This window comes from Dictyobacter kobayashii, assembly GCF_003967555.1.
Lineage (GTDB): Bacteria > Chloroflexota > Ktedonobacteria > Ktedonobacterales > Ktedonobacteraceae > Dictyobacter > Dictyobacter kobayashii.
The window spans coordinates 1,201,205-1,215,062 of the sequence record NZ_BIFS01000002.1; the positions used below are offsets into that span (position 1 = coordinate 1,201,205).

Annotated in this window: 15 protein-coding genes; 14 read left to right on the forward strand and 1 reads right to left on the reverse strand. The window is 53.2% G+C overall.

Annotated elements, in window-relative coordinates:
- Window positions 1-200 precede the first annotated feature (200 nt).
- The gene (locus EL645_RS31895; RefSeq protein ID WP_126556513.1) at window positions 201-707 is read left to right on the forward strand and encodes a protein-tyrosine phosphatase family protein; all 507 of its coding nucleotides are present in this window, start codon (window positions 201-203) and stop codon (window positions 705-707) included.
- A gap of 44 nt (window positions 708-751) precedes the next feature.
- Here the strand turns inward: EL645_RS31895 and EL645_RS31900 are convergent, their stop codons facing one another.
- A complete protein-coding gene (locus EL645_RS31900) occupies window positions 752-2,065 on the reverse strand; it encodes an MFS transporter (protein ID WP_126556514.1) in 1,314 nt (437 codons plus the stop codon).
- A gap of 886 nt (window positions 2,066-2,951) precedes the next feature.
- Between EL645_RS31900 and EL645_RS31905 the strand changes: the two genes are divergently transcribed.
- From EL645_RS31905 to EL645_RS31965, 13 genes are all read left to right on the forward strand, one after another.
- Entirely contained in the window at window positions 2,952-3,674 is a 723-nt protein-coding gene (locus EL645_RS31905; protein ID WP_126556515.1) for an SDR family NAD(P)-dependent oxidoreductase, read from the forward strand.
- Window positions 3,658-4,152, forward strand: a complete 495-nt coding sequence (locus tag EL645_RS31910) for a RidA family protein (RefSeq protein WP_126556516.1) — start codon at window positions 3,658-3,660, stop codon at window positions 4,150-4,152. The genes EL645_RS31905 and EL645_RS31910 overlap by 17 nt, the downstream gene beginning before the upstream one ends.
- A gap of 156 nt (window positions 4,153-4,308) precedes the next feature.
- On the forward strand, window positions 4,309-4,848 hold the full coding sequence (locus EL645_RS31915) for an AraC family ligand binding domain-containing protein (protein ID WP_126556517.1): 540 nt from the start codon (window positions 4,309-4,311) through the stop codon (window positions 4,846-4,848).
- Window positions 4,845-5,189: a helix-turn-helix domain-containing protein gene (locus EL645_RS31920; protein WP_161977860.1), complete on the forward strand. Its 345-nt coding sequence runs from the start codon at window positions 4,845-4,847 to the stop codon at window positions 5,187-5,189. The genes EL645_RS31915 and EL645_RS31920 overlap by 4 nt, the downstream gene beginning before the upstream one ends.
- Before the next feature lie 134 nt (window positions 5,190-5,323).
- Window positions 5,324-6,703, forward strand: a complete 1,380-nt coding sequence (locus tag EL645_RS31925) for an MFS transporter (protein ID WP_161977861.1) — start codon at window positions 5,324-5,326, stop codon at window positions 6,701-6,703.
- 62 nt (window positions 6,704-6,765) lie between these two features.
- The gene (locus EL645_RS31930; protein WP_126556520.1) at window positions 6,766-7,623 is read left to right on the forward strand and encodes an alpha/beta fold hydrolase; all 858 of its coding nucleotides are present in this window, start codon (window positions 6,766-6,768) and stop codon (window positions 7,621-7,623) included.
- Between the two features lie 44 nt (window positions 7,624-7,667).
- Window positions 7,668-8,423: an SDR family NAD(P)-dependent oxidoreductase gene (locus EL645_RS31935; RefSeq protein ID WP_126556521.1), complete on the forward strand. Its 756-nt coding sequence runs from the start codon at window positions 7,668-7,670 to the stop codon at window positions 8,421-8,423.
- Window positions 8,424-8,564: 141 nt separating this feature from the next.
- The gene (locus tag EL645_RS31940; RefSeq protein WP_126549266.1) at window positions 8,565-8,912 is read left to right on the forward strand and encodes a hypothetical protein; all 348 of its coding nucleotides are present in this window, start codon (window positions 8,565-8,567) and stop codon (window positions 8,910-8,912) included.
- Window positions 8,860-10,089 carry an ISKra4 family transposase gene (locus EL645_RS31945; protein WP_126549265.1) on the forward strand — a complete coding sequence of 410 codons (1,230 nt, stop codon included), beginning with the start codon at window positions 8,860-8,862 and terminating at the stop codon, window positions 10,087-10,089. Before EL645_RS31940 ends, EL645_RS31945 begins: the two co-directional genes overlap by 53 nt.
- A 247-nt stretch (window positions 10,090-10,336) precedes the next feature.
- Window positions 10,337-10,960, forward strand: coding sequence for a TetR/AcrR family transcriptional regulator (locus tag EL645_RS31950; RefSeq protein ID WP_126556522.1), 624 nt, complete (start codon window positions 10,337-10,339; stop codon window positions 10,958-10,960).
- Window positions 10,961-11,170: 210 nt separating this feature from the next.
- Window positions 11,171-12,739, forward strand: a complete 1,569-nt coding sequence (locus EL645_RS31955) for a multicopper oxidase domain-containing protein (RefSeq protein WP_126556523.1) — start codon at window positions 11,171-11,173, stop codon at window positions 12,737-12,739.
- Window positions 12,739-13,245, forward strand: coding sequence for a hypothetical protein (locus tag EL645_RS31960; RefSeq protein ID WP_126556524.1), 507 nt, complete (start codon window positions 12,739-12,741; stop codon window positions 13,243-13,245). The genes EL645_RS31955 and EL645_RS31960 overlap by 1 nt, the downstream gene beginning before the upstream one ends.
- A gap of 16 nt (window positions 13,246-13,261) precedes the next feature.
- The gene (locus EL645_RS31965; protein ID WP_126556525.1) at window positions 13,262-13,756 is read left to right on the forward strand and encodes a TspO/MBR family protein; all 495 of its coding nucleotides are present in this window, start codon (window positions 13,262-13,264) and stop codon (window positions 13,754-13,756) included.
- The last annotated feature ends 102 nt before the right edge of the window (window positions 13,757-13,858 follow it).

Sequence of the window (13,858 nt, forward strand, 5' to 3'; positions counted from 1 at the left end):
TGGCGTGCCTTGTGACATGACCCTTTCCTTCACGCAGTGCCCAAAAGCAGCGCCCGTGTTTGGGCACCGCGTGGGCCGAGGTCTCAGAGACAAGCAACCGCGTGGTGAGGATACGGGGCCGCCCTACCGGGGCGGCAAGCGACCGCAGAGGGTCGCACCTACAGGGCGAATTCACACAAAAAAATTAAAGGGGGTTGAATATGCGGGCACAACTATATTCGATACGAGGACTACCTGCTGGCCAGGTGAGCATTACGGCTCGTCCACGGGGCGGCGATTGGCTGGTTGATGAGATGAAGGGGTTGCGCGAGGCAGGGGTGGATGTGCTGGTTTCGTTGCTGACCATAGATGAAGTCAACAACTTCGAGTTGGAGGAAGAGGAAACATATTGTCTGGCACAAGGGATCAGCTATGCTAATTTTCCGATTGAGGATCGCAGCGTGCCACCTTTTTCGAAGCCAACCTTTACCTTTCTGGAGCGCTTAAATACACACCTCACGCAAGGACAACATATCGCCATCCATTGTCGTCAGGGACTGGGCCGGGCTATCCTGATCGCCGCCAGCCTGCTGATACTCAATGGCTTCACGCCAGAGCGGGCGTTTGAAGAGCTAAGCAAGGCCAGAGGCTATGTGGTCCCAGAAACTGAAGAACAGCGCAGGTGGGTAATAGCATTCTATGCGCAAATAAAATCACAAAAAAAGTGACCACCACCCTTGTTACAGGGTCGTGGTCACTGGCATATTTAAACTTATAATTTTTCGGGAGCGAGAGACTGCTTCAGGTCAGCCTCTGCCGGCGCGCGTCTCACCCAACCAACCACGACAGCAATAAAGCTGATCAGAGCATTGATGATCAGGGTCAGCGAGATACCGATCACGCCCGCCAACCAACCGGTAAAGAGATTACCGATAGGCGTTGTGCCGTTGAAGACCAGCATATAGACGCTCATGACACGGCCACGCAGATGATCGGGAACGATCGTTTGCAGGGTCGTGTTGGCGGTAGCGGCAAAGGTAATCATACAGAAGCCAGTACCCATAGCTAAAGCCAGCGATAAAAAGTAATTATGCGAGAGTCCAACCAGCGCGAGTCCAACACAGAACAGCGCCGCCCGTGTCAGCATCTTCTTAAAACTGGGAGCTTTATTACCCGCGGCAATCGAGAGCGCGCCAATCAGAGCGCCTACGCCGAACGATGACGAGATCAAGCCAAAGCCCTGCGCACCTTGATGCAGCAGTTCGGTACCAATCAGTGGCTCAACCACATTAAAGTTAATGCCAAACAGAGAGACCACACCAACTACAGCGATAATCAAGAAAATGGCTGGCGTCTTCCAGACATAATTCAGACCATTGTGCAGGCTCTTCAATGGACTAACCGATGTAGCCGAAACTTTGCGCTTCACAGCGAAGAGCTTCGTTGGATCAAGCAACATCAAGCTGATCAAGACCGGAATAAAGCTGATCGCATTGCCCAGGAACAAGGGTCCTTCACCGAAGCGCGCAATAACCAAGCCAGCTACGCCAGGGCCCACGATCTTGGCCATATTAAAGACAGACGAATTAAGTGCCACGGCATTGGCCAGCGAATCACGCCCTACCATCTCTACCACAAATGATTGGCGCGTCGGCATATCCAGCGAATTATTTACACCCAGCAGGAAAGCCAGGATATAAATATGCCAGAGTTGAATCGTATGAGTTATATAAAGAGTGAATAAGGTCGTCGCCAGCAAACACGCAAATGTCTGTGTACATAAGAGCACTCTACGCTTGGGTAGCCTATCGGCAAGCACTCCTCCAAACAAAGTAAACAGCAGCACCGGCAAGAATTGCAGGGCGCCCACCGTTCCCAGAGCCAGAGAGTTATGGGTTAATTGCAACACCAGCCAGGCCTGTCCGGTGGTTTGCATCCATGTGCCGATTAATGAGATAAGCTGCCCAAACCAGAATAATCTGAAGTTGCGGTGGCTTAAGGCGGGAAACGTTTGCAGGAATTTCCCGGTTTGTGGTTCCGTTAGTGGACCCGATATTTGTATTCCGTTTTGCTTGGTAGTTTGCATTAAAAGTGATTTCCGATCTATAGATTTTTAGGTGTGAATATAATTTTCGCTATACGAACCATCCTTTTCTATTCTTAAAAGAATAGTGAGAACCATTAGCAAATATAAACGCAATCAATGGTTTTGAAGTCAAAATGAGCGTGATAAATAGAGGTAACATTACCAGCTCCCTCTAAGTATACAATAAGATTAACGTTAACGTCAAGGTTATTCATGAATTAATCGGGGCTTTTTACTGTTCCTCTTTGGCGCCTGCGGCGCCGGGTTGGGAGTGTGGAGAGTGTATGGTGGGCGGCCGCAGCCGCCCACCATACACTCTCCACACCGGAAAGAAGAGATATCCTAATTGCTTGTTCGTAATCTCCATCTTTACGGGAGGGAGGAGGCTGCGGCCGCCCACCATACACTCTCCACACCAGAAAGAAGGGGTATCGTATCGCTTGCCCGTGATCTCCATCTTTATGGGAGGGAGGAGGTTGCGGCCGCCCACCATACACTCTCCACACCAGAAAGAAGGGGTATCGTATCGCTTGCCCGTGATCTCCATCTTTGCGGGAGGGAGGAGGCTGCGGCCGCCCATCATACACTCTCCACACCAGAAAGAAGGGGTATCGTATCGCTTGCCAGTGATCTCTGGACGAGCAGTAAAAGACCCTGGTATGTGGCGCAAGATTCTATTCAAATTGCGCAAGAATATAGGCGCTTGCAATTTCCTTCTGAGGTACTCTTGTGGCAAGAGAAAGGCGGAGCAGAACCGTTTGAAGGACTCGATCATCTCCTTTCTCTATACATATATCCATGAAAGCAGCTGTGAGTAAGCCACACTGCTTTCATGGATAACCATCCATCACTCTAAAGCGTGAAAGAAAGAAGGAAGAAAACAACCATGTCTGAGAAAAAAACTGCCCTGGTAACCGGAGCTTCATCAGGAATCGGCCTTGAACTTACGCATACCTTACTTGCGCGGGGATATCAGGTCGTCGCCAACTCGCGCACTATTACAAGTGCGGGAACACTGGCCGCTTCGGAGCGCCTCGCCCTCGTTGACGGTGATATTGCCGATCAGGAGACCGCAAAAAAGGTAGTAGACACAGCTGTCCAACGGTTTGGCAGGGTGGATCTGCTCGTGAATAACGCCGGGATCTTTATCCCAAAACCCTTTACTGACTATAGTATGCAGGATTTTGAGCGCCTGGTCAGAACGAACCTGGTGGGCTTCTTCTTTGTAACACAGTATGCTATTGAGCAGATGCAAAAACAGTACTCGGGGCATATTGTAAACATTACCACCACGCTAGCCGATCAGCCGGTTGCAGGCGTTTCGGCATCCATGGCTCTTTTAACAAAAGGTGGCTTAAACACGGTGACAAAAGCCCTGGCCATTGAGTATGCGGGTGAAGGTATTCGCGTCAATGCTGTTGCCCCGGGCAACATTGATACCCCTCTACACAAAAACGATGATTATGGTTTCCTCCGCAACATGCATCCGATCGCACGTATGGGTCAGGCATCTGAGGTTGTGGATGCAATCCTGTATTTAGACGCGGCCACCTTTGTCACCGGCGAAATCATATCCGTGGATGGAGGAGCACATGCAGGCAAATGGTAATCGAAACGGTCCAGGAAAGAAGCATAGCGAGAGGCTGGAAGCGCTTGGCATCCAGCTTCCAACGCCTCCGATTCCCCTTGGGAACTATGTGGAGACCTCGTTGGTAGGGACCCTGCTCTTCACCAGTGGCATACTACCCTTTGTTAATGGGAAGCTCCTGTTCACAGGCCGGTTGGGTGCTGATCTGACGTTGGAGCAGGGACAAGAAGCAGCCAGATATGCAGCCTTGAACGCACTGGCAGCGGCGAGCCATTTCCTGGGCGATGTGGATCGTATTCAGAAAGTGGTACGCGTTGGAATAGCACTGGCGACGACCGAGTCCTTTACGCAACATGCAGGGGTGGCCGACGGTGCCTCAGATCTGTTGGCACAGATCTTTGGGAAGGAACAGGGGCATACCCGCCTGGTCTCGGGAGTTTATAGCTTACCCGTTCGAACCCCGGTGGTCCTGGATGCAGTCTTTGAAGTTGTAGTGTAATAATATCAGGATGAATGTAATGCAGGGATCGCATTTTCTTCTCCATGCGGATTTGTCACCAGAGCACACATCATATCAAAAGTATGGTATATTGCTATCACTGGTACTGAGGGTTCACTCCAATTTTCTCCCGACTGACTGAAAGGCAGCAGGACAATGGAAGCATTGTTTTTTAAGGATGATTTTTCGGAAAGAACACTTGACGTTCCGCCTGAGCACATCGTTCAATCGAGCAGCGGTATGGGCTGGAATGGACTTGATATTGCAGAAGTCGTCCATCCGCACGATGACTTTGCCTTGCCTGCTATCCCCCGTCACGTCCTCGTCATCAATCTCGGTCCCCCTGCTAAAATCCAGGAACATCTTGTTGGGCGGCAGGCACACCTCAAAACTGGCAACCTGGTTATTCTGCCCGCAGGAGCACCGACAAACTGGCACCTGGAACGCGAGGAAGAGGTGCGACATCTGCATCTGTATCTCTCTCCTAAGCTCATCCAAAGGGTTGCTGCCTCAGCAGATATCAATCCTGATAGCGTGGAGCTCATTGATACGCTCGGCGCCTTCGATCCACAGATCGAGTCTATCGCGCTCTCGCTGCTCTCAGAGCTGCGCTCAGATGGTCTTGGGGAAAGCTCTATGTGGAATCATTGGCCAATATACTGGGTATCCACCTCCTCAGGAATCACTCTTCGGTGAAACAGCCCGCGCTCTCAAAGCCCAATAGACTGACAAGAACGACGCTAAGGCCTGCCATCACGTATATCGAAGAACATCTCGCTGAGGATATCGCGCTCTCAGATATCGCGGCCGCCGTACATCTCAGCCCCTACCACTTCGCGCGCCTCTTCAAAGAATCTATCGGCCTTCCACCCCATCGTTATGTCATCCAGCGCCGCGTTGAACGCGCCAAACTGCTGATGACCACAACAAACTGGTCTTTCACCACCATCGCCCACGCGGTAGGCTTCGCGCATGAAAGCCACCTGGCACTGCACTTTAAGCGCCTCACCGGACTGGCCCCAAAGGACTACCGTTAACAGCGCAAGAATATGTTACTCACGCGCAAGAATATGGGCGCATGTCCCGCCAGGTTCATGCTAGAGTAGGTGCAGAAGCCGCTTCTCCACAACGGAAGGCAGCACAAATAAGATCACGAGGTTACAACAAAAGAATGCGAATAGAACAACAGGCAACATCGGCCCCGTCAGAAAAAGGGGCGCTGCACGCCCTTGGGTTGACCGCCATCTGCTTCGGGTTCTTCATGGTTATTCTTGATACATCCGTCGTCAATGTGGCGCTTCCGGCTATGCAGCATGATCTGCATGGCTCGCTTGAAGGATTGCAATGGGTGGTCAACGGCTATACGCTGACCTTTGCGAGCTTGCTGCTCAGCGCGGGCACGCTCGGAGATCGACTCGGGCATAAGCGCGCGTTTCTGATGGGTTACTTGCTGTTTACAGGGGCATCGCTCCTCTGTAGCCTTGCTCCCTCGCTCAATACCTTGATAGCGGCACGGGTGCTTCAAGGAGTGGGGCCCGCGCTGCTGGTTCCCAGCTCGCTCTCTTTGATCTCGCACGGTTTTCAGAATCCTGGTCAACGGGCCAGGGCGGTCGGTATCTGGGCAGGAAGTTCAGGCATCGGGTTGGCAGGAGGCCCCGTCATAGGTGGAATGCTGGTTGAAATGCTAGGGTGGCGCAGCATATTTCTGTTGAACGTGCCCCTGGGTCTTCTCGCCCTCGCTCTCACCATGCGTTTCGTCAGCGAGACGCCACGTACAACAGCACTGAAACGTGATCTATGGGGACAGGCATGCGTGATCGTTGCCCTTGCCACGCTAACCTACGCACTCATCGAGGGGCGAAGCCAGGGCTGGATCTCTCCGCAGATCGTCGGCATGTTTGTGCTGTGCATAGGAGCAACTGGTGGCTTCCTGCTCATCGAAATGAGGCACAGTACACCTATGCTTCCCTTGCACTTCTTCTCAGCGGCCGCCTTTAGCATGCCAATACTGGTGGGGTGCATCCTCAACTTTGGCCTGTATGGTGTCCTGTTTGTCCTTTCCCTGTTCTTTCAGGATATCTATCACTACCCGGCAGCACTGGCAGGAGTTGCGCTGTTGCCAATCACCGTCGCGACAGGGAGCACAGCCCTGCTCTCAGGGAGGATCACCGCACGTTTGGGCACGCGCCGGCCGATGATCGGAGGACTGGCGGCGGGCTGTCTCGGCACAGTCTTGCTCCTGCTGGGCGAAACTGGCAATACCATCTTTTTACTGATGGCCGGAGAAATCATTATTGGCCTTGGCTGTGGTATGACGGTCCCCGCCATGACAACGGCGATCCTTAATACTGTTCCCAGGAGCCAGATAGGTGTCGCTTCAGCACTACTGAATGCGAGCCGCCAGGTGGGAGGTGTGCTTGGTGTTGCCATCTTAGGCTCAATACTCGGTTCTCTGAGTGAGAGGAACGCATTTCTGGCTGGCATGCATAGCGCGCTGCTGCTTGTGGCGCTGCTGTTCCTGCTGGGCGGCGTGCTGACCTCGATCACTTAGCCGACATAGCAAACGTGAAAGATCATGAAAGATAAGGAACGAAAAATAAAAAGGAGAATCCGATGAAAAATCCTGTGTATTATCGCACCGTGCAGGTAGATGGCCTTTCCATTTTCTATCGGGAGGCCGGGCCTGAAGACGCCCCTACCCTGCTTTTGCTGCATGGACTACCATCATCTTCGCGGATGTATGAGCCGCTTTTGTCGCGCCTGTCTGACCGCTATCACCTGATTGCCCCGGATTATCCAGGGTTCGGCCATAGCGATTGGCCGGATCGCAAACAATTCGCTTACACCTTCGACAATATTGCGACCGTGATGGAGCATTTTAGCGAAGCATTAGGCCTGACGAAATACTCCCTCTACATGCAAGACTATGGCGGGCCGGTTGGCTTTCGCCTGGCGCTTGCTCATCCGGAGCGCGTTCAATCGCTGATCGTACAGGATGCCGTGGCACACGATAGCGGCCTCGGTGAGAACTGGAAACCGCGCCGCGCTTTTTGGGCCGACCGCGCCGCGAACGAGGAGAGCTTGCGTACGAATCTTCTCTCGCTTGCCACCACACGCACACGTCATGTGGGGAACGATCCCCAACCTGATCGCTACGATCCCGACCTTTGGACAGATGAGTTCCGCTTCCTTAACCAGCCAGGCCAGGCCGACATCCAGAGCGATTTGTTTTACGATTACCAATCGAACGTCGCATCCTACCCAAAATGGCAGGAGTGGATGCGTAAAAACCAGCCTCACCTGCTCGTTATCTGGGGAAAGTACGAGCTCTCATTCGACGCTTCCGAGCCTGAAGCGTTCCGCCGCGATGTACCTGCAGCCGAAGTGCATATAGTAGATGGCGGCCACTTCGCACTGGATACGGCGGCGGATGAAATTGCCAACCTGGTTGACAGCTTCCTGACACATTAATAGGCGAACAAGACAAAAAAGAATAGAAAGGAATAGAGAAAACTATGACACAGACACTACTTAGAAAGGTGGCCCTGGTCACCGGCGGATCACGTGGGATTGGTGCGGCAACGGCGCGTGCGCTTGCTGAACAGGGCGCGGATGTCGCGATCAGCTATACAGATACCGCCTCGACTACGAAAGCAGAGGCTATTGTCAGTGAACTACAGGAAAAAGGCGTGCATGCAGCAGCCTTCCGAGCAGATCAGGCTGATGCAGTGCAGGTCACAAGGTTGATTGAACGAGTTGTCGAACGATTCGGCCACCTTGATATCCTTGTCAATAACGCCGGAATCCTGCTCTTTGGGAATGTAACCGATGAGCAGAGAGACGAAACCAGCTTCGCACGGCTGCTGGCGGTCAACCTGGCCGGTGTGGCGACAGCGGTACGGGCAGCGGCACAGGTCATGGGTGAGGGAGGACGTATCATCTCCATCGGCTCCTGGTTCGCCTCGCGGGTGGGAGCCCCGGGTCTGGCAGACTATAGCGCGACGAAGGCGGCCATAGCAGGGTACACCAGGGGCTGGGCGCGCGATCTCGGACCAAAAGGGATTACCGTCAATATGGTACAACCTGGTGCGATCGATACCGACATGAACCCGGCTCAAGGCCCCTTCGCCGCCAATCTGGTGCCAACCATTGCCCTTGGTCGCTACGGTCGGCCCGAAGAGATCGCGGCAGCTATCGTCTTTCTCGCCAGTCCTGCAGCATCATACATCACTGGCACATCGTTGACGGTCGATGGCGGGCTGCTGGCGTAAGCGCTGGTCGTGTGCAAATTCATCACTATCTCCCGAAAGAAGGAATGAAATAACATTGCGGGTGTCATTCATTTTTTTGCAGAGCCAAAATGGTAAGATAGAAACAGCTCAAACGCAAGGAAGAGAAAGGTGGGCACGATCATGAAGTCAGAAGACCTGGAGCAACGCTGGCAGCAACAAAGTCAAGAAGCCTTTCATACGCTTGCTCAATGGCAGAAGGAGCATCCCAAAGCCACCCTGGCCGAAATTGAAGCCGCCATTGATGCCCAACTCGATCAGGTACGGGCTCGCATCATTGAAGAGATGGCCCAAGCAGAGAGGGAAACCACCCAGCAGGGGCCACGATCGTGTCCGCAATGCGGCACACGCATGCATCAACGAGGGGCACGTACCCGAACCTTTCAAACACGAGGACAGCAAGAAGTGAACGTGAGCCGTGACTACCAGAGCTGTCCCGCCTGCGGATACAGCTTTTTTCCCCCTCGATGAGCAACTGCAACTGCCTCCCACCGCGTTGTTACCTCACGCCCATCAAAGTCTGGTGCGCTTAGGAACGCATCTGCCTTTTGGGCAAGCCGCCAAAGAAGTGCAGGCGTTGCTTGGCATTCGCATCAGTGAGGCTAGCGTCCGGCGCTGTACCTTGCAGGCAGGACAGATCGCCGAGGCGATCCAGAGCGAACAAGCCCATCCCGAAGCCGCCCGACCTCGTTTCCCTCTTCCTGCCGCTCCAGTGGTGGAGCAGATGGCGATGGGCAGTGATGGCGGGATGGTGCCCTTGCGCGGTGGGATCTGGGGTGAAGTGAAAATGGCCGTATTTGCTCAGGTGAACCCCTCAACAGCGAAAACCGAGCAGCATAGCTACTTTGCGCGGTTGGCGGATGCATCAATCTTTGCGGATCTGGCTTCGGCGGAAGTGACGCGGCGAGGGATCGCACAGGCCAGGCAGGTATGTGCCATCCAGGATGGCGCCGAGTGGCTGCAAGGCTTTGTGGATGGACATCGCCATGATGCGGTGCGCATCTTAGATTTTGCCCATGCCGCCCACTACCTTGGTCAGGTCGCCGAACAGGGACAACAGCAGGGTTATCATGTCCCTGCTCGCTGGCTCAATGTGGTTCTTCATGAGCTCAAACATGCGGGGCCAGAACGCATCATGAGGCATCTGCAGTGGTGGAAACGTGCTCGGCCGTTGCCCGCGGTCACCGATGCGCTCCGTTACTTCGGCAAGCGTTTGGCGCAGATGAACTATCCGCAGTTTCAAGCCCAGGGATGGCCCATTGGCTCAGGAATGGTCGAAAGCGCCAACAAAGTGGTGATGCAAGCCCGTCTCAAGGGAGCAGGAATGCATTGGGAGCCGGGCAATGTCAATCCCATGCTCGCCTTACGGGGAGAGATGTGTAACGAGCGCTGGGAAGAGAGTTGGCAGTATCAGCAACGCTGGCGCAACGATCATCACCATGGCCAACGACAGCAGCGAAGTCTCCAGCGACGCGCTCGCTGCGCGCAAGAACTGCGAGCGCTCATTCTGCACATCTGTTTGCGGTTGCCTTCCTCTACGTTTGCTCCACAACCTTCTTCTCGCAAAGGACGAACCGAGGGACAAAAACGCTGGGGAAGGCAAACCTTTTCGCATCGCATGCTTCAAGATGGCTCTGCAAAAAAATGAATGACACCCTAACATTGCAACAGCCCTTGACTTTTGCTCACCCCTCAGGTATACTTTATAAGTAAGATTTTTTGAGAGCCCCAAAGAGGGCTCTTTTTTTATGCCGGTAATCTTTCCTTGATGGGCTTATCTTTTAGAAGAGCAATATCCCTTTTTTAAGAGAGTATTCAACCGATTGGTTGACACACTGACCCGAAACCGCTACAATGCGAGAAAGATCTTTCATTGTTGGAGGTTGCAGACTCCTATGAACACATCACATCATACCAACCGCCGCTTTGCCTCACAGACAACTTCGACTGATGAACAACGCTTGCGCCTGGTGCAATCGGCCTATCAATTGCTTGCCGAGAAAGGGATGGCGGGACTACGCATCCGCGAGGTCGCCTCTCGTATTGGACTCAATCACGCAACGCTACTCTATTACTTTCCCACCAAAGAAGCGCTCATCCACGCCGTGGTTGCTTTCTGCGTTCATCAATTTGAGGTGATCCAAACGCCTCGTGCTTCTTCACTTTCCACTCCCCCAAACGAGCAATTACGCCAACGCTACCTTTCCGACCTGGCCTATCAACTACGTGAAGCCCCAGAAGTTTTCCTTGTATTGGATGAATTACTGCTCTATGCACGGCGCGATCCTGCCACACATCGCGTGCTCTCCGAAGCCGTCACAGTGTGGCAATCTTCTCTCGAAAGCCTCATTCATCAGGAAATAACCGCTGGACGTTTTCGGGCAGATCTTGATGTCAGGAGCACGGCGCTCACATTGATGGCATTTTGTCAGGGCATTGGTCTCTTGTTGCACACGCAACCAACGGATATCGATGGCATCCTGGCTCAATTTGCGCAATGGTTCCACTCGCTTGCCTGATCTCCAGAAGGATTATCCGCTTCATCATTCTCCTACTTTTCAGGCCATTGGAGCCTCCTGGCTGCTTTTTCCACCCTCAAATATCCCAATGCTAACCAATTGGTTGACACCTCAAGAAAAATAGTCTATACTAAGAATGTCAACCAATTGGTTAGCATCGTGGGCAGTCGAAACGTCAAGCGGCTGCGCCCCTAGAAAAGAGAACGTATCATGCAGAAGATGACCCGACGACAGGTCCTCAAATGGGGCGGAACTGGCGCGGCAGGACTGGCTCTCCCTCTTGGGATGCTCCAAATCCCACTCGCACGCATCCGCGCCATTGAGTCAGTGACCAGTCCTGCTACCCGCCCTTTTCAGCGTCCTTTACCCATTCCTCCTGTGCTTGCGCCGGTGCGCAGCGACAGTGAGGCAGATTACTACGAGATGACCCAGAAATCAGGAGTTGCTCATCTCCTCCCTGGCCTTGAGACGCCTATCTGGGGCTACAATGGAATCTTTCCTGGGCCAACCATCGAGGTCAGAAGCGGACGTAAGACCATCATCCGCCAGATTAATGATCTCCCCGCGCCAGTCTCGACACATTTACATGGAGGTCATACGCCTCCATCAAGTGATGGGCATGCGATGGATTTCCTTCTCCCGAAAGATCCTTCTCCCTTTCAAGCGAGCCTCAGCGACAGCCACATGAGGCAATTTATGTCACCAGCGGGCCTGGGCCGCTCGCTGCACATGCACATGCAGCAGGCCAAAGAATATATCTATCCCAATACACAGCGCGCGACCACCCTATGGTATCATGACCACCGGATGGACTTTACAGGCGCACAAGTCTATCGAGGCTTAGCTGGATTTTATCTGATCCGAGACGAGATTGAGGATGCGCTTCCATTGCCAAAGGGCGACCGCGAAATCCCTCTCATGCTCACTGATCGAACCTTCAACGCCGATGGGTCGTTCTTTTATCCCTCCCTTGATCCAACCCTGACGACCACGCCAGGTGTCCTGGGCAAATATTACAATGGCATGATCGGCGACACCCTTCTCGTGAATGGAGCCGTGCAGCCATTCCTGGAAGTGTCGGCGACGAAATATCGTTTTCGCTTACTCAATGCCTCGAACGCACGCGTGTACCAACTGGCGCTCAGTTCCCATCAGCCCTTTGTCCAGATTGGCAGCGACGGGGGATTGCTTCCTGCTCCAGCCTCACGCCAAACCATTCGCATCTCGCCCGCCGAGCGATTTGATGTGATTGTTGACTTTTCTCAGTACCCCATCGGCTCACAGATCGTGCTGAGAAACCTACTGGGTGAGGGTCAGACAGCGGACATTATGCGTTTTGATGTGGCTCGCCAGGCCAAAGATGAAAGCCTGATTCCGACGACCCTCGCACCTTTTGATGCCCTCAAGCCAGCCAGTGCCTCAGTCACACGCACATTTCAATTCTTCTATGGCTTAGGGATGTGGACCATTAATGGGCAATACTTCGATCCCAATCGGGCCGATGCGACGCCTCATTTGGGAGCAACGGAGATCTGGGAGTTCACCAGCGATGGCAACCACCCGATCCATCTGCACCTTGTCAATTTCCAGGTGCTAAGTCGTGATGGGCGACGCCCAGATCCTGAAGATGTGGGCTATAAAGATACGGTCTTCCTCAAAGCCGGGGAAAAGGCTCGCGTGATCACGCGCTTTGAGGACTATCGAGGATTGTATATGTTTCACTGCCATAATGCTGAACACGAAGATATGCGCATGATGGGTCAGTTCGAGGTGGTTTAATGGAACAAGACACATTTGAGCCACATCCCAACGCTACTTTGCCAGTCAGGCAGTCTGGGACGATGGGCAGCCCGGCACCCATGTTTGCCGCTCACCATACGAAGAGATTGCGCTCCATCGCGGCTGGGATGTGCTTTCTCTCCGAACTCATCCATCTCTGGCTCTTACCAGAACAGTATGAGATCTTCATCGGCTATGGCATCATCTTCCTGTTGATCACAATGGTTCAGGGATTCATCGGAGTACACCTCCTTTTTGAGCCACGCCGTCGCCTCCTGACCTCCGGCCTGTGGGTCAACGCGTTTATTGTCGTCCTCTACGGTTTTACGCACACTATTGGTGTCCCGGTGGGGTTAGCCTTTCTGCCTTTACCCATCGATGTCTGGGGAGTCATGACGGTGATGATCTCGCTCCTGGTCGTCGTCTTGCTCTGGTTTCTCCGTCACGATATGCCTCGCCTCAGACGTGCACACGGGAAAAAAAGGCCAGGAAAGTTCATCAATTAAAAGAAAGAAGTGAAGCATGAAAAAGCAATCGTCTCCTACCTGGCTCAAGGCGCTCCCCTTCGTGGGCGGGTGCATGGCCATTGGTTTTTTGGGAAGTTTTCTGGGAGGAGCCTGGAAAGCGCAGCCCTGGTATGATGAGAGTCCCAAACCTCCGCTGTGGCCGCCTCAATGGGTCTTTCCAACCGTCTGGGTGGGCAATTACACACTGATGGGGAGCGCACTCTTCCAGGTGTGGCAGCAGCAGAAGAGCAAATCCATTGCCGGACCACTGACAGTTTTCGGCCTCCATCTACTCCACAACGTCTCGTTCATTCCCATCGTCTACCGACTCAAACAGAAATCTGTGTATGTGCTGATGGATATCATCGGCCTGGGTTCCGGCTTTGTGACCACGCTCTTGTTTGCCCGCGTATCGAAGAGAGCCGGGCTGCTGATGGTGCCGTATCTGGGATGGCTAGGTTTTACCACCTTCATTAAAGTAGCGTGGTGGCGAATGAATACCAAAAAGTGAGGCCCCAACACCCCGGATGAGGACAAGCCCATATCATTCATTTAATCGAATATATTAATTCAAGCTTCCGACAATTGTGTCATGGACAAGTACAATTTTCAT